A 15,950-nucleotide genomic window follows, 5' to 3' on the forward strand; every position below is an offset into this window, starting at 1 on the left:
AAATCGACGAAAAAAAAAAGCCCGCTACAGGAGCGGGCTGAATCTATTTCCTTGGAGGAAGATAGAGGAGACAGATGAATGATGCCGCTTTGCAGCATATAAAACCACTTTATATTCGTGATGTCAGAAATACGCAGCAGTGATATTAGGGGCAACACTTCATTCCGTGCGGCAACTTTTATGCCGCCGCTTCCCCTTTCCCGTCGCCAGAACGCAACATATTCTTGATGCCGCGCAAGGCTTGCCGCACCCTCGCCTCGTTTTCGATCAGGGCGAAGCGCACGTATTCATCGCCGTATTCGCCGAAACCGATGCCGGGCGAGACGCTCACCTTGGCTTTTTGCAGCAGCAGTTTGGCAAATTCCAGCGAACCCAGGTGGCGATACGCTTGCGGGATATGCGCCCAGATGTACATCGACGCCTTCGGCTTTTCCACCATCCAGCCCGCTTCATGCAAGCCTTTCACCAGCACGTCGCGGCGGCGCTGGTACTGGGCGCAGATGTCCGTCACGCAGCTCTGGTCGCCTTCCAGCGCGGCAATGGCCGCCACCTGCACGGGCGTGAAACTGCCATAGTCGTGGTAGCTCTTGATGCGCGCCAGGGCCGACACCAGTTCCGCATTGCCCACCATGAAACCGATGCGCCAGCCCGCCATGTTGTAGCTTTTCGACATGGTGAAAAACTCGACGGCCACGTCGCGCGCACCGGGCACCTGCATGATGGACGGCGCCTTCCAGCCATCGAAGGTGATGTCGGCATACGCCAGGTCATGCACCACCAAAATATTGTGCTGCTTCGCCAGCGCCACGACTCTTTCGAAGAATTCCAGTTCCACGCACTGCGCCGTGGGGTTCGACGGGAAGCCCAGCACCATCATCTTCGGCTTCGGGTAGCTTTCGCGGATGGCCCGTTCCAGTTCGGCAAAGAAATCCACGCCCGGGCCCATGCGCACGGAGCGGATGTCGGCGCCCGCGATCACGGCGCCCCAGATGTGGATCGGGTAGCTGGGGTTCGGCACCAGCACCGTATCACCCCGGTCCAACGTTGCCAGCATCAGATGGGCCAGGCCCTCTTTCGAGCCGATGGTGACGATGGCTTCGCTGTCCGGGTCGATGTCGACCTCGTAGCGCTTCTTGTACCAGTGGGCGATCGCGCGGCGCAGCCGGGGGATGCCCTTGGAGGTGGAATAGCCGTGCGTGTCGGGGCGTTTGACCGTCTCGACCAGCTTGTCCACGATGTGGGCCGGCGTGGCGCCATCGGGATTGCCCATCGACATGTCGATGATGTCCTCGCCACGGCGGCGGGCGGCCATCTTGAGCTCGGCGGTGATATTGAAAACGTAGGGGGGAAGGCGATTGATGCGCGAAAAACTGCGCGGAGCTTGGCTGTCGGTCATGGTAGATATCTTTACGTAAGCGCCCGGATCCGTCCGAGCGACGTTGGCACAATGCGTGTGCCTGCAACGATACTAACCCGGTTTATCCAGCACTGGCAAGGGTGCTGTAGAGCCGTTACAATGCAAGCTGATCGAAAATGAGCGCACCGGTTGGTAACCCGGTAAGTGCCTGGCACCGTCCGGCATGCTCCCGCCCACGCGGACCCACGGCGCTGACCTTTGGCTGTTACACCAGCCGGGGAGGTGTTCTGGTTCGTGCATTTTCCCGCCGCGCCATCCCTCCCCTGCTTCACTTTAGGAATGAGACGGATGGCAACACAAGACTCAACAGTAACCGGCATGACCCTGGACCGCGCCGGCATCGGGGAGCAGCTGGCGCAATCGGTGCGCCACTTCATCGAGTGCGCCTTCGACGGCGACGACTTGTCGCGCCTCGATTTGCAAGGCTGCACCTTCGAGCGCTGCACCTTTGCCGAAACGAATTTGTTCGCCAGCAAACTGGCGCGCAGCACCTGGCGCCGCTGCCGCGCGGGCAGCGCCGACTTCGAATCCGTCGATGCCGTCGACGCCTGTTTCGAAGGCTGCGACCTGAACAATACGAAATGGCGGCGCGCCAAGCTCGCCTCGGTCATCTACCGCGGCTGCAAGCTGACGGGCGCCTCGTTCGAAGAAGTGGCGCACCTGGGCCTCACCTTCGAAGACAGCCTGCTGGTGGGCGCCGATCTGCGCGGCTTCTCGTTCCGCAAGGCAATACTAAAGCAGCTGGATTTTTCCGACGCCTACTTGGCCGGCTGCGACTTCAGCGACGCCGTCTTCGAAGGGGGCAGCTTGCGCAATGCCACCATCAAGCTGGCGAAGTTCCAGGGCGCGGACTTGCGCGGCGCCGATATCGACGGTTTCAAATTGAGCGAGGCGGCGCTGCTGAAAGGCGCCGTCATCACGCATGCGCAAGCGGCCAACTTCATGCGGGCACTGGACCTGGTCGTGATTTAATGTGAAAAAGCAAAAAAAAGCCCGCTACGGGAGCGGGCTGAATCTATTTCCTTGGAGGAGATAGAGGAGACAAGTGCATCTTGCGGCATCGCGGCATATCACGCCACTTTATATTCATGATGATAGAAATATCTATCGGTGATAATGAGTCGCCATCAGGGTTTCAAACCGTGCGGCGCGTGGCCAGCGGCAAGAATTCTCCCAGCCACACCAGCAGGGCCAGGCCCGGAAACGCCATGCCGGTCAGCAAGGTTGCTTGCCAGCCGTAGCTGGCATACACCCAGGCGCCGATGGCCGAGCCGGCCGCGCCGCCAGCAAAGAACAGCGCGAAATACAGGCCATTCAGGCGGCCCCGCACTTCCGCACCCAGGCTGAAGATGGCGCGCTGGCCCAGCACCAGGTTGGCCGCCACGCCCATGTCGAGCACGATGGAAGCGACCACCAGCAGCCCCAGCGCCAGGTGTTTCGACGTTGGCGCCAACATCGGCAAGGCAAACGCGACGATGCCCAGCGCCAGCGCGGCGGCCGTGGCGGGCAAGGTGTGGCCCGCATCGGCCAGGCGGCCGGCGATCGGCGAGGCGACGGCGCCCGCCATGCCCACCAGGGCAAAGATGGCGATGCCCGTTTGCGACAGGCCGAACGCGGAGCTGGACAGCACCAGCGGCGTGACGGTCCAGAACAGGCTGAAGGCGCCAAACAGGCCTGCGTGATAGGCGGCGCGGCGGCGCAGCACGGGCGTGCCCAGCAGCAAATGCCACAGCGAAGCCATCAAGGCCGGATATTTCATGCTCGACACGGGCTGGCGCACGGGCAAGGCGCGGCGCAACACCAGCGCCAGCAGTACCATCAATACGGCGGCGCCGCCAAACACCACGTGCCAGCTGGCGTGGGCCGCCACCAGCGAGGCGACGGGACGGGCCAGCATGATGCCCAGCAACAAGCCACTGACCACCTTGCCCACCGTCTGCCCCCGCGTCGCTTCCTGCGACAAGTGGGCGGCAAACGGCACGATCACTTGCGCCGCCACGGAGCCCAGGCCGATGGCCAGCGCGGCGGCCAGGAACACGATGGCGCCAGTGGAAAGGGCCGCCACCACCAGCGCCGTGGCCGTCACCAGCAAGGCCGTGACGATCAGGCGGCGGTTTTCCAGCAAGTCGCCCAGGGGCACGACAAACAGCAGACCCAAGGTGTAGCCGACTTGTGTCAGAGTGACGATCAGCCCGGCCGCCTTGGCCGACAGGCCCGTCGATGCGCTGATGGGCCCGACGAGGGTTTGCGCATAATACAGATTGGCGACTATCAGGCCGGAAGCGATGGCCAGCAGCAGCACCATGGCGGGCGAAATGTCGTGGGGAGCGGTAGATGAGGCCTTGTTCATGTTGTTTCCTCGTTTCGATAGGGATGTGGCCATTCTAGGCAAACCTGAGGCAAAGATAATTAGGGCATAATCTACCTACACTTTTCACATAAGATGAACAATTAACCGAAAGCTATCCCATGGACAAGATCAAGGCCATGCAGACCTTCGTGCGGATCGTTGAGGCCAACAGCTTTTCCAAGGCGGCCGAAACCTTGAATTTGCCGCGCGCAGCGCTGACGGCCACCCTGCAAAAGCTGGAAGCCTACTTGGGCACGCAATTGCTGCAGCGAACCACGCGCCGTTTGTCCCTGACACCGGAAGGGGCCGAGTATTTTCGCCATTGCCTCGACATTTTGAAAGCCGTCGATACGGCGGAACTGGCCTTCCGTGGCCCGGACGCGAAAAAACCGCGCGGCCTGTTGCGCATCAACCTGCCCAATACGGTGGGCCGGCGCCTGATCATTCCCCATATCGCGCAGTTCCACGCCGCCTGGCCGGACGTGCAATTGCAGCTGAGCCTGACAGACCGCCTGGTCGACCTGACGCAGGAAGGGATCGATTGCGCCCTGCGCGTGGGCACCTTGCAGGATTCCGCCTTCATCGGCAAGCAGGTCGGCCTGATGCGCTTTGTCACCTGCGCGTCCCCTGCTTACCTGGCGCGCCACGGCACGCCGCACACCCTGGCCGACCTGGCCGCGCACCAGGGCATCATGCATTATTCGGGCCGCACGGGACGCGCCTTCGACTGGGATTTACTTCAAGGCAAGGAAGTCGTGCGCGTGCAAATGGCCGGACCCATCGCCGTCAACGATGCGGACGCCAGCGTCGCCTGCGCGCTGCAGGGACTGGGCCTGGCGCAGGCGGCCGTGTACCAGGTACGCCAACATCTGGACAGCGGGGCGCTGGTGGCCGTGCTGCCCGATTGCTCGCCGACACCCATGCCGATGTCGCTGCTGACGCCGCAAGGCCGCCTGGCCACGCCCAAGCTGCAGGCATTTGCCGGCTGGATCACGGCCCTGCTGGCTGCCCACCCAGACGTGCAACTGCCCACGCACAAAATCTGAAGAAAAAAAAAGCCCGCTACAAAGAGCGGGCTGAATCTATTTTCTTGGAGGAGAATAGAGGAGACAGGTGCATTATGCTGCATCGCGGCATATCAATCCAATTGATTGTTGGAATGATAGAAATACGCCAGACAGATAACTGATCGGGACGAAAAAAACCGGCTCCGCAGGAACCGGCTTTTTACTGCGCGAAACGCCTTACTTCGCTGCCGTCACCGGCGTCGCCCTGGTGTCCGCGCCATATGGCAAGACCTTGGACGCCAGGCGGGTGTCAGCCTTGATCAGCGCCACTTCGTCGGCCAGGATGCGCGCCGCTTCGTTGAGCAGCACGTCCTTGGCGCTCTTCGCGGCCGTTTCAGCGTCCAGTTCGGCACTCAGGGCCCGCTCGTCGCCCTGCAAGCCGTCGTCGGTGCGCAAGGCGCCTTTCACGGCGGCGATCTGCCTGGCCGTCTTGCTGGCCGCTTTCGCGCCCTTCAGCACGTCTTTCGGATCCGGAATCACCACCAGGTCGTCGGCAGGATTCGAAATCTGCGCGATCAGGCGTTTTTCACGGGCCTTGGCGCGCGCTTCCTGGGCATCGCGCTCCTTGCGGCGCACGGTTTCATTGAGCGAAATCTGGTTTTCCTTGCGCTGCTTGACGACGAGGGCGATGTCATCGAGCAAGTACTGAAAATCCTTGTCTTTGGCCACGCGCGCATCATGCTTCTTGTCCAGCAACGGCACGATGTCCTTCAGGTCGCCGGTCGGCATGTACGGCGCCGGCTTGATGGCCACCCATGGCAGGGCATTGTCATAGCTCGATTCGCCGAAGTTTTCCGTGTCCGACATGGCCGGCAGCTTGATGTCGGGGGTGACGCCGCGCAACTGCGTGGTGCCGCCGTTGATGCGGAAGAACTGGGCGATGGTCATTTTCAGCTCGCCGAAACGGGCTTTCTCGCTGCCGCCGAAACGGTCGAGGTTGAACAAGGTTTGTACCGTACCCTTGCCGAAGCTGCCTTCGCCGATGATCACGCCACGGCCGTAATCCTGCACGGCGGCGGCGAAAATTTCGGAAGCGGAGGCCGAGCCGCGGTTGATCAGCACGCCCATCGGGCCATCCCAGGCCAGGCCGGCACTGGTATCGCTTTCCACTTCGACCTTGCCTTCGGCATTGCGCTGCATCACGACAGGGCCCTTGTCGATGAACAGGCCCGTCAGTTCGACGGCTTCGTTCAGCGAACCACCGCCGTTGTTGCGCAAGTCGATCAGCACGTTGTCGACCTTATCCTTCTTCAACTCGCCCAGCAAGCGGGTGACGTCGCGCGTGGCGCTCTTGAAGTCTTTGTCGCCACGACGGCGCGCTTCGAAGTCCTGGTAGAACGTCGGCAAGGAAATCACGCCGATGCGGCGCTTGACGCCGTTTTCACGCACTTCGATGATCGATTTCTTCGCCGCCTGCTCTTCCATGCTGATTTTCTTGCGCACCAGCGGCAAGACCACGTGCTTGGCGTCGGGGCCCGCATCGGCCGGCAGGATGTCGAGGCGCACCACGGAATCCTTGGCGCCGCGGATCAGCTGCACCACGTCGTCGATGCGCATGCCCAGCACTTCGGTGATGGGGCCGCTTTCGCCCTGCCCCACGCCGACGATGCGGTCGCCCACTTTCAGCTTGCCCGACAAGCCGGCCGGGCTGCCCGGCACGATTTCGCGCACCACCGTGTATTCGTCGCGCGTCTGCAGCACGGCGCCGATGCCTTCGAGCGACAGCCGCATGGCGATGTCGAAGTTGTCCGAGGCGCGCGGGCCCAGATAATTCGTATGCGGCTCGATCGACATGGCGTACGAGTTCATGAAGATCTGGAACACGTCTTCGCTGTTGAGCTTGCGCGCGCGGGTCGTGTAGCCTTCATAACGCTTGTCCAGGGTCTCGCGGATGGCCTTGTCTTCCTTGCCCGCCAGTTTCAGACGCAGCCAGTCATTCTTGACGCGCTTGCGCCACAGGTCGCGCACTTCCTCGTCGTTCTTCGGCCAGGCGGCCTTTTCGCGGTCGAGCTGGTAGCTCTCGTCGGCCGTAAAGTCGAACTTGGTTTTCAGCAATTCACGCGCATACGCCATGCGCTCGTCGAAACGCTGCTGGTACAAGTTATAGATGGCAAACGGCGCCGTCAGGTCTTCATTGATGATGGCGTCGTCCAGCTTGGTGCGCAGCGGGGCGAAACGGTCGATATCGGCCTGCACGAAAAACAGCTTTTCCGCGTCCAGGGACTTGAAGTAACGGTCGAAGATTTTCTCCGACATGGCGTCGTCGAGCGGCGTGGCCTTGTAATGGACGCGCGTCAATACGCGCGATGCCCACAAGGCGGCCTGCGTTTGCTGGGCCAGCGGCTTCATGGGTAGCGGAGGAGCGGCGCTCTTGTCCGTCTGGGCTGCGCCAGCGTGGGCTGACAGGGCAAGCACCAGGGTGACCAGCATCATTTGCTTCTTCATCGGCTTCTCCGAAAATTAGTTGAATCAATTCCAGGCGGCGCAGGGATGCATGCGCCAGCCAGCAAGACAGTAAGGGGAATACACGACTGGTCTGCATATTATTCTACAGGATACGGCCTGGCAGTCTCCCATGGAATATCAGTTTCTTCCCGGAAGCTTAAACGCGGATTAAGGGCGGCGTCTCATTCATTACAAAGTGAAACATTCGTGACAAAAATTGTATCGCCCCTCGGCGACGAAGATCAACACGACCCATTGACATCAAAAAAGTCAATGGGCAGTTTTTACAATCATTGATGCAGATAATGTTTTCACACAAAAATTTGATTCCTGCGGGAAACACTTAGTAACAAAACACAAGCAACATGCTATCATCGCGCCCTGAAATCCAGCTTGCCTGTGCGCGGCTCCCACAGCCGGCGCGCCTCCGTTTCAACAGTATTCCCCACCAGATCCCCTCCCCGCGTGTCATGTCATGACCAGGAATGGCCGAGCTGATTACCCTTTGCCAGACGCACACTATGCCTACAAAATCATTCTCCCCCCGCCACTGGAGTGTCGGCGGCAAGATCACCGTCTTCACGTTTGCGCTCGTCAGCCTGATCCTCGCCAGCCTGACGACCTTGATCAGCATCCGCACCTCAAATGCGCTGGAACAACGCGCCGAAGCGGCCGTCACCAGCGAACTCAATAGCGTCATGACGACCACGGAAGTGTTCCACACGGCCATGGTCAACGAGGCGGCCAGCTTTGCGCGCCTGTTCGCGGCCGAATTTCCCGGCCCGTTCACGGTCGACACGGGCGCCATGGTGGCCGTGGCCGGCAAGGCCACGCCGGCCCTGGCCAACGGCGGCAAGGTACTCAATCTCGACACGGCCGTGGTCGACCGCTACACGGCCCAGACGGGTGTGATCGCCACCATTTTTGCCGCCAATGGCGATGAATTCGTGCGCATCAGCACTTCGCTGAAGAAGCAGGACGGTGAACGGGCCATCGGCACCCAGCTCGACCACAACCACCCCAGCTATGCGCCGCTGCGCGCCGGCCAGCGCTTCATTGGCATGGCAACCTTGTTTGGCAAGCAATACATCACCCAGTATGATCCCGTGCGCGATGCGGACGGCAAGGTGGTGGGCGTGCTGTTCATCGGTCTCGATATCAGCAAGAATCTGGCCATGCTGAAAGAGAAGATTCGCCAGGTCAAGATCGGCCAGACAGGCTATATCTATATCGTCGACACGGCGCCCGGCACCAATTACGGCCACCTGGTGCTGCACCCGAACAGCGAAGGCAAGAGCGCGCTCGAGTTCAAGGCCAGCGATGGCCGTTTGTTCATCCAGGACATGCTGGCGCAGAAAAACGGCGCCATGCGCTATACGTGGATGGCGCCGGGCGAAACGGCTGCCCTCGCGCGCGAAAAGCAGCTGTATTACCGTCAATTCAAGGAGTGGCAATGGCTCATCGCGGGCGGCACGTTCACGGACGAGATCACCTTGGAAGCGCGCCAGCTGCGCAAGCAGCTGGCCATTTCCGGCTTCATCGCCCTGCTCGTCTTCGCCCTGCTGCTGTACTGGCTGGTGCGCACCCTCGTGTCGCGCCCGCTGGCCGCCGCCGAAACGGCCGCCGCGCAAATCGCCGCCGGCGACTTGACGGTACACCTCGATACCAGCAGCCTGGACGAAATCGGCCGCCTGCTGCTCGCCATGAACCGCATCAGCGACAACCTGTCGCAAGTGGTCGGCAATGTGCGCGGCAGCGCCGGGCAGATCGCCACGGCGTCCGGTGAAATCGCCAGCGGCAACCTGGATCTGTCGAGCCGCACGGAACAGCAAGCCAGTTCGCTGGAAGAGACGGCCGCCTCGATGGAAGAACTCAGTTCCACCGTGCGCCAGAACGTCGATCACGCGCAGCAGGCAAGCCGGCTGGCGCATGACTCGTCGACCCTGGCAGCCGAAGGCGGCGCCGCCGTGGCGCAGGTGGCCAGCACCATGGACGCCATCCGCAGTTCATCGGGCAAGATCGCCGACATCATCGGCGTCATCGACGGCATCGCCTTCCAGACGAATATCCTGGCCTTGAATGCGGCCGTGGAAGCGGCCAGGGCCGGCGAACAGGGACGCGGCTTTGCCGTCGTTGCCACCGAGGTGCGCACCCTGGCGCAGCGCTCGACGGCCGCGGCGAAAGACATCAAGGATTTGATCCAGGCGTCCGCCAGCACGGTGGATCTGGGCCACGCCCAGGTGAGCCAGGCCAGCGCCACCATGGACACGGTGGTGGCCAGCGTGCAGCAAGTGAGCACCATCATGGCCGAAATCGCGCAGGCGAGCGAAGAGCAGCGCAGCGGCATCGAGCAAGTCAACCAGGCTATCTCCCAGATGGATCAGGTGACCCAGCAGAACGCGGCCCTGGTGGAAGAAGCGGCCGCGGCCGCCGACGCCTTGCAGGAGCAGGCGCAGGAGCTGAACCAGGTGGTGGGCGTGTTCAAGCTGTAAGGGCTAGCCTGGTGCTAAGATGGGGACGAATTCACCATGCCAGGAGGCACCATGCACGACGACTATGTTTTGATTGCCCGGCTGATGATCCCCACGGATGCCCACGTCATCCGCGGCTGCCTGGCAGCGGCCGGCATCGACGTGCTGCTGACGGACGACCAGCACATGCAGGCCGACATGCTGCTGGCAGCCGCCATCGGCGGCGCCCGCGTCATGGTGCGCGAACACGACGTGGCGCGCGCCAATGAGATTCTGGCCGCCTTCGAGCGCGGCGATCTGGCGCTGGCGGACGATGCCGATGTAGGCGTGCCCGTCGCCGAATAAGAACACCTGTCAAAACCTACTGCGCGTCGTAATTTGCGGTCTGCGATGCTCACTGCACCTTCGTACAGTTGCGCTTCTCAACCACAACTTCCTTCCGCTCGCTACGGTTTTGCTAGGCGTTGTAAATCAGGCATAGAAACAGCGCCCGCACGCCTGGCGGTAACTCTCGTTGCCGCCAATACTGATCTGCTCACCTTCCTTGATGCGGCGGCCCTGCTCATCCACGCGGATGTTCATCGTGGCCTTCTTGCCGCAAGTACAAATATTCTTCAATTCCTCGATATCGTCGGCCAGCGCCAGCAGATAGGCCGAGCCGGGGAACGGTTCGCCCTTGAAATCCGTGCGCAAGCCGTAGCAGATGACGGGCACGCCCTTCACTTGCGCCAGCTGGTGCAGCTGCTGCACCTGGGCCGTGCTGAGAAATTGCGCCTCATCCACCAGCAAACAGGCTACTTGCGGGATATCGTCGAGGAAATTCGTGTCGGCATGGAAGATATCGACCTGGCGCTGCGGGCCCAGGCGCGAGGTGACTCTGCCCACGCCGTAGCGGCTGTCGATGGCGGCCGTGTACAGGCGCACCTGCTGGCCTTGCTCTTCATAGTTGTGCGCGACCTGCAACAAGGCCGTCGACTTGCCCGCGTTCATTGCGGAATACCGGAAATAAAGTTTTGCCACTGCCGCCTGCCCTGTCTGAGTAATTTCAATACTATTTAGTATCTTTTCGAGGCGTGATTATAAATCGCAATGGTGAGCTTGCGGCAGCTTAATACGCGTGTCGTTGGCGCGGCAAGCGGGCAAAAAACGGCGCATACTCGAAGCGCGCACCTTGCCGCCGATATGCGCAGGGCGCATATGCAAGCATATAAACATTCGTTCGCCGCACTCGTCCACCCGCCTACACTGCGCGGCACGGAAGGCGGCTCTGGGCACAATCCGGAGCGGCTGTTTCTCTGACAGGAGCCACCATGAATGATCGAATGCCATCCCCATCCCAGCCGCCAGCGCTATACAAGCTGATCGGCAATACCCCGCTGGTCGAAGTGACCAGGCTCGACACTGGCCTGTGCCAGCTGTTCCTGAAACTGGAATCGCAAAATCCCGGCGGTTCCATCAAGGACCGCATCGGCCTGTCCATCATCGAAGCGGCCGAAGCGGACGGCCGCTTGCGGCCGGGCGGCACCATCGTCGAGGCGACGGCCGGCAACACCGGCATCGGCCTGGCCCTGGTCGGCCGCATCAAGGGCTACCGCGTGATTCTCGTCGTGCCCGACAAGATGTCGACGGAAAAAGTGCTGCACTTGAAAGCCCTGGGCGCGGAAGTGCACACCACGCGCTCGGACGTGGGCAAGGGCCATCCCGAGTACTACCAGGATTACGCGGCGCGCCTGGCGCGCGAACTGCCGGGCGCCTTCTTTGCCGACCAGTTCAACAACCCCGCCAATCCGCTGGCCCACGAAACGACGACGGCGCCCGAAATCTGGGAGCAAACTGGCCATGACGTGGACGCCATCGTCGTCGGCGTCGGTTCGTCCGGCACCCTGACGGGCCTGACGCGCTACTTCCGCAAGGCGCAGCCCCAGCTCGAATTCGTGCTGGCCGACCCGCAAGGCTCCATCCTCACCGAGTACATCGACACGGGCAAGGTGTCGGACACGAGCGGTTCGTGGGCCGTGGAAGGCATCGGCGAAGATTTTATCCCGTCGATCGCCGACATGGACAGCGTGAAAAAAGCCTACACCATCAGCGACCAGGAAAGCTTTGATTCCGCGCGCGCCCTCCTGCGCGCCGAAGGTATCCTTGGCGGTTCATCCACCGGCACCCTGCTGGCCGCCGCCCTCAAATACTGCCGCGAACAGACCACGCCAAAGCGCGTCGTCACCTTCGTGTGCGACACGGGTACGCGCTATCTATCCAAGGTCTACAACGATGGCTGGATGCGCGACCAGGGCCTGTTGCAGCGGGCCGTGTCGGGCGACTTGCGCGACCTGATCGGGCGCCGCTACGACGAGGGCGACGTCGTCAGCGTGGCGCCGGGCGACACCCTGCTCACGGCCTTCAACCGCATGCGTGCCAGCGACCTGGCGCAGCTGCCCGTCATCGACGGCGGCCAGCTTGCCGGCATCCTCGACGAATCGGACTTGCTGCTGCACGTCTCCAGCGACGCCGCGCATTTCGCCTCGCTGGTGGGCGCCACCATGACGACGCAAATTGAAACGCTGGCACCATCTGCGGGACTACCTGCCCTGCGCGCCACCCTGGACCGGGGCTTGACGGCCGTCGTCGCCGACGATACCGCCTTCTATGGCCTGATCACCCGCTTCGACCTTCTCAACCACTTACGCAGGACACTATCTTGAGCCAGCACATTCCCCGCAAGAGCCGCCTCGCCACCCGCGTCATCCACGCCGGCCAGTCGCCCGACCCGTCGACGGGCGCCATCATGCCGCCCATTTACGCCACCTCCACCTTCGTGCAGGACAGCCCCGGCGTGCACAAGGGGCTCGATTACGGCCGCTCGCACAATCCCACGCGCTGGGCGCTCGAGCGCTGCGTGGCCGACCTGGAAGGCGGCAGCGCGGCCTTCGCGTTCGCCTCGGGCCTGGCGGCCATTGCCTCCGTGCTGGAATTGCTGGACGCGGGCAGCCATATCGTCGCCGGCGACGATATGTACGGCGGCACCTACCGCCTGTTTGAGCGCGTGCGCCGGCGCTCGGCCGGCCACGCATTTACGTATGTCGATTTGACCAATCCCGAGAACCTGCTGGCCGCGCTGCGCCCGGAAACGAAGATGGTGTGGGTCGAGACGCCCACCAACCCCATGCTGAAACTAGCCGACCTGCGGGCGATTGCCGACATCTGCCGCGCGCGCGGCATCATCGCCGTGGCCGACAACACGTTTGCCAGCCCGCTGGTGCAGCGGCCTTTGGAACACGGCTTCGACATCGTCGTGCATTCGACCACCAAGTACTTGAACGGCCACTCGGACATCATCGGCGGCATCGCCATCGTGGGCGCGGAAGAACGCCAGGCGGAATGGCGCGAGCAGCTGGGCTTTTTGCAAAATTCGGTGGGCGCGATCGCCGGGCCGTTCGACAGCTTCCTGGCATTGCGCGGCGTGAAAACCCTGGCCATCCGCATGCAGCGCCATTGCGAAAGCGCCCTGGCGCTGGCGCAGTGGCTGGAGCAGCAGAAGGAAGTAAAAAAAGTGTTTTATCCGGGCTTGCCATCGCACCCGCAGCACGCGCTGGCGCGGCGCCAGATGGACGGTTACGGCGGCATCATCTCCATCGACCTGAATACCGATCTGGCGGGTGCGCGGCGCTTCCTCGAACGCTGCGAGGTGTTCGCCCTGGCCGAAAGCCTGGGCGGCGTGGAAAGCCTGATCGAACACCCGGCCCTGATGACACACGCCAGCATCCCGGCCGAGCAGCGGGCCAAACTGGGCATCGGCGACGGCTTGATCCGCCTGTCGGTGGGGATCGAGGATATCGACGATCTGCGCCATGACTTGCGCACGGCGCTCGATGCGATTTGAGGGCGGGTGTCGGGTTACGCGCTGCGCGCTAACCCGACCTACAAGCTGGCGTAGGTCGGATTAGCGAAGCGTAATCGACACATTGTTAGCATAACGAACACCACTCACTCCCCCGGCCGGTACCTGCGCTCCAGGTGCTTCGCCACGTCTTCGGGATAAAACAGCACGTCCTTGAACTCGCCGCGCGCATACATGGCCGCCTGGTCCTGGAAGTGCGGCGACTTCGGGTCGCCGCTCTGGCCACCGGCGAGAATGCTTTTCGCCTTGATGCGGGGGCCGAATTCCACGGCGGCCACAAAGCTGTTGCCGCGTTCGCCGTAGATGCGTCGCGTCGTGCTCTTGCTGCTCTGGCCATACGCGGCCAGCGCGCCCCAGTTGCCCGACGCGTAAGGCACGGGCAAGCTGGGCTGCGCATCGTCAAATGGTTGCGCCACGTCGCCCGTCAGGCGCTGGAAGCGGTTGATCTCGCCCCACGGCGTTTGCCAGTTGCCGAAATCGCGCTGTAATTTGTCCGCCGCCGTCGCCAGCGCCGCCAGTCGCTGCGCCGCCGTGACCCTGTCCGTCGCCAGAAAATCGACCACGGGCACGCCCTGCTCGCGTGCCTGTTTTCCAACCAGTTCGGCCAGTTCCTGGCCCCAGAACACGGCCAGCGAAGTGGCCGTCGACGTCAGCGCATAGCGCCAGTCCCATGACCGCAGCAAGACCACCTTGTCGGCCAACGCCAGCTTGTGCGCATCGCCCGCTGGCAGCGCATCCCAGGCCGCGAACAGCGGCGGCAGCAGCGCCTCGAAGGCCGTCAGTTCGCTGTCATACGAGGCGGCGATCAGCTTGTCGAGCGTGAAATCCTTCTGGCTCTGGAAAACCTTGACGGCATGCAGGCCGCGCGCGTTTTCGCCGTAGACCGACATGTAGGCGGGATAGTCCTGCTGGCGCGGGCTGCTGCTGCCGGCCGCCGAATACGGCCAGTTGTTCGTGTTCTGTATCCAGCCATTTTTCGGATTGAACAGGGTGATGGTTTGCGCCACCGTGTGCAGCCCTTGCCATTCCGTGGCCGGGTCGCTGCCGTCGACGGGCCGCTTCCAGTTGAAGCGCTGGTCGCGCACGGGGATGAAATTGCCATGAAAATAGGCGATATTGCCGTCCGCATCCGCATACACGGTATTGTTCGACGAATTCGTGCGCAGCTCCATCGTCTTGTAGAAGGCCGCGTAATCGCGCGCCTTGGTGCGCGTGTACGACTGCGTGAGCGCCTTCAACGGTTCATGCATCAGGCGCACGGCCACCCATTTACCATCCTGCGCGCGTACGATGGGGCCGTGGTGGCTGTAGTAGACGGTGACGGTTTTCGAGCCCATGGCGCCATCGGCCAGTTTATATGGCAAGGTAATCGGCACGGCTTTCAAGGGCCGCAAGCCGCCGTCATAGCGGTAGAACCAGGCGCCATCGTGGTCGACGATGCTTTCCAGGTATTCGTCGATGACGTCGCCGCCGCCCGAGGTATGCATCCAGCCGAGGCGGTCGTTGAAGCCCTGGTAGACGAAGAACTGGCCCCAGGTGACGGCGCCATACGCGTTCAGGCCTTCGCCGCTGGTCACCTGCACTTCGGGGCGGAAGTAGAACGAGGTGTGCGGGTTGATCATCAAGAGCGCATGGCCATTTTTCGTGATGGCGGGCGCGATGGCGAAGCCGTTCGAGCCGCTCGGCTCGGGATCCAAGCCCGTCTCCACGCTGGCCAGCGCCACCGCTACGGTTTGCTGGCCGTAGAACGCTTCGAGCTGCGCCAGGTTGACCGATTCGATATCGCCGCCGATGCTGCCTTCGCTGAAGCTCAAGGCCATCCACGGCTCGAAATGCGCGATCAGCTTTGGCTTCACGTGCGGATGCGTGGCCAGGTAAAAATTCAGGCCGTCGGCAAACGCATCCATCAATTTGCGCAGCCACGCCGGGCTGGCGCGGTACTGCGCCTGCAAGTCAGTCGGGTCGATGAAGAGCTTCATGCGCAGATCGCGGTACAGCTCCCGTTCCCCCTCCACTTCCGCCAGGCGCCCCATGGCATTGATGTAATTGAGTTCCACGCGGGGGAAATCGTCTTCCGCCTGCGCATACATCAGGCCAAAGACGGCATCCGCATCGCTCTTGCCCGTCACATGGGGCACGCCCCACGTGTCGCGCGCGATGCTGACGTTGGCGGCCTGCGCCTGCCAGCGGGCCATGTCCGCAACAGAAGCAGCGGGCGAGGCCAGCACTGGGGGAGCGGCGACGGCGCCGCAGGCGATGGCGGCGAACAGGGCACGGCGAACTGGCATGCAATACTCCAGGG

11 protein-coding genes are annotated in these 15,950 nt (G+C 62.4%); 6 read left to right on the forward strand and 5 right to left on the reverse strand.

Going from position 1 to position 15,950, the window contains the following annotated elements:
* Window positions 1-178 precede the first annotated feature (178 nt).
* Window positions 179-1,396: an alanine transaminase gene (gene alaC, locus AC54AF_RS06250; RefSeq protein ID WP_496635832.1), complete on the reverse strand. Its 1,218-nt coding sequence runs from the start codon at window positions 1,394-1,396 to the stop codon at window positions 179-181.
* Window positions 1,397-1,705: 309 nt separating this feature from the next.
* Between alaC and AC54AF_RS06255 the strand changes: the two genes are divergently transcribed.
* The gene (locus AC54AF_RS06255) at window positions 1,706-2,389 is read left to right on the forward strand and encodes a pentapeptide repeat-containing protein (RefSeq protein ID WP_496635833.1); all 684 of its coding nucleotides are present in this window, start codon (window positions 1,706-1,708) and stop codon (window positions 2,387-2,389) included.
* A 163-nt stretch (window positions 2,390-2,552) separates the two neighbouring features.
* Here AC54AF_RS06255 and AC54AF_RS06260 read toward each other — a convergent pair whose 3' ends face one another.
* Window positions 2,553-3,767, reverse strand: a complete 1,215-nt coding sequence (locus AC54AF_RS06260) for an MFS transporter (protein WP_496635834.1) — start codon at window positions 3,765-3,767, stop codon at window positions 2,553-2,555.
* 119 nt (window positions 3,768-3,886) lie between these two features.
* Between AC54AF_RS06260 and AC54AF_RS06265 the strand changes: the two genes are divergently transcribed.
* Complete coding sequence (locus tag AC54AF_RS06265; RefSeq protein WP_496635835.1) at window positions 3,887-4,813, forward strand: LysR family transcriptional regulator; 927 nt, start codon at window positions 3,887-3,889, stop codon at window positions 4,811-4,813.
* A gap of 198 nt (window positions 4,814-5,011) precedes the next feature.
* Here AC54AF_RS06265 and AC54AF_RS06270 read toward each other — a convergent pair whose 3' ends face one another.
* The gene (locus AC54AF_RS06270; RefSeq protein ID WP_496635836.1) at window positions 5,012-7,279 is read right to left on the reverse strand and encodes a carboxy terminal-processing peptidase; all 2,268 of its coding nucleotides are present in this window, start codon (window positions 7,277-7,279) and stop codon (window positions 5,012-5,014) included.
* 521 nt (window positions 7,280-7,800) lie between these two features.
* On the opposite strand from AC54AF_RS06270, the gene AC54AF_RS06275 reads away from it, so the two are divergent.
* The gene (locus AC54AF_RS06275; protein ID WP_496635837.1) at window positions 7,801-9,771 is read left to right on the forward strand and encodes a methyl-accepting chemotaxis protein; all 1,971 of its coding nucleotides are present in this window, start codon (window positions 7,801-7,803) and stop codon (window positions 9,769-9,771) included.
* A 51-nt stretch (window positions 9,772-9,822) separates the two neighbouring features.
* A complete protein-coding gene (locus AC54AF_RS06280; RefSeq protein ID WP_496635838.1) occupies window positions 9,823-10,095 on the forward strand; it encodes a putative signal transducing protein in 273 nt (90 codons plus the stop codon).
* A 126-nt stretch (window positions 10,096-10,221) separates the two neighbouring features.
* Here AC54AF_RS06280 and AC54AF_RS06285 read toward each other — a convergent pair whose 3' ends face one another.
* A complete protein-coding gene (locus AC54AF_RS06285) occupies window positions 10,222-10,770 on the reverse strand; it encodes a thymidine kinase (RefSeq protein ID WP_072453233.1) in 549 nt (182 codons plus the stop codon).
* Between the two features lie 290 nt (window positions 10,771-11,060).
* On the opposite strand from AC54AF_RS06285, the gene AC54AF_RS06290 reads away from it, so the two are divergent.
* On the forward strand, window positions 11,061-12,452 hold the full coding sequence (locus tag AC54AF_RS06290; protein ID WP_496635839.1) for a pyridoxal-phosphate dependent enzyme: 1,392 nt from the start codon (window positions 11,061-11,063) through the stop codon (window positions 12,450-12,452).
* Window positions 12,449-13,630, forward strand: coding sequence for a trans-sulfuration enzyme family protein (locus AC54AF_RS06295; protein WP_496635840.1), 1,182 nt, complete (start codon window positions 12,449-12,451; stop codon window positions 13,628-13,630). Before AC54AF_RS06290 ends, AC54AF_RS06295 begins: the two co-directional genes overlap by 4 nt.
* Window positions 13,631-13,734: 104 nt before the next feature.
* Here AC54AF_RS06295 and AC54AF_RS06300 read toward each other — a convergent pair whose 3' ends face one another.
* Window positions 13,735-15,936, reverse strand: coding sequence for a penicillin acylase family protein (locus tag AC54AF_RS06300; protein WP_496635841.1), 2,202 nt, complete (start codon window positions 15,934-15,936; stop codon window positions 13,735-13,737).
* Window positions 15,937-15,950 lie beyond the last annotated feature (14 nt).

The organism is Janthinobacterium sp. JF4, assembly GCF_059617925.1.

Bases quoted from the DNA above. Each gene is read 5' to 3' on its own strand.
- alaC (WP_496635832.1), bottom strand. From the start codon at position 1,396: ATGACCGACAGCCAAGCTCCGCGCAGTTTTTCGCGCATCAATCGCCTT.
- AC54AF_RS06255 (WP_496635833.1), top strand. From the start codon at position 1,706: ATGGCAACACAAGACTCAACAGTAACCGGCATGACCCTGGACCGCGCC.
- AC54AF_RS06260 (WP_496635834.1), bottom strand. From the start codon at position 3,767: ATGAACAAGGCCTCATCTACCGCTCCCCACGACATTTCGCCCGCCATG.
- AC54AF_RS06265 (WP_496635835.1), top strand. From the start codon at position 3,887: ATGGACAAGATCAAGGCCATGCAGACCTTCGTGCGGATCGTTGAGGCC.
- AC54AF_RS06270 (WP_496635836.1), bottom strand. From the start codon at position 7,279: ATGAAGAAGCAAATGATGCTGGTCACCCTGGTGCTTGCCCTGTCAGCC.
- AC54AF_RS06275 (WP_496635837.1), top strand. From the start codon at position 7,801: ATGCCTACAAAATCATTCTCCCCCCGCCACTGGAGTGTCGGCGGCAAG.
- AC54AF_RS06280 (WP_496635838.1), top strand. From the start codon at position 9,823: ATGCACGACGACTATGTTTTGATTGCCCGGCTGATGATCCCCACGGAT.
- AC54AF_RS06290 (WP_496635839.1), top strand. From the start codon at position 11,061: ATGAATGATCGAATGCCATCCCCATCCCAGCCGCCAGCGCTATACAAG.
- AC54AF_RS06300 (WP_496635841.1), bottom strand. From the start codon at position 15,936: ATGCCAGTTCGCCGTGCCCTGTTCGCCGCCATCGCCTGCGGCGCCGTC.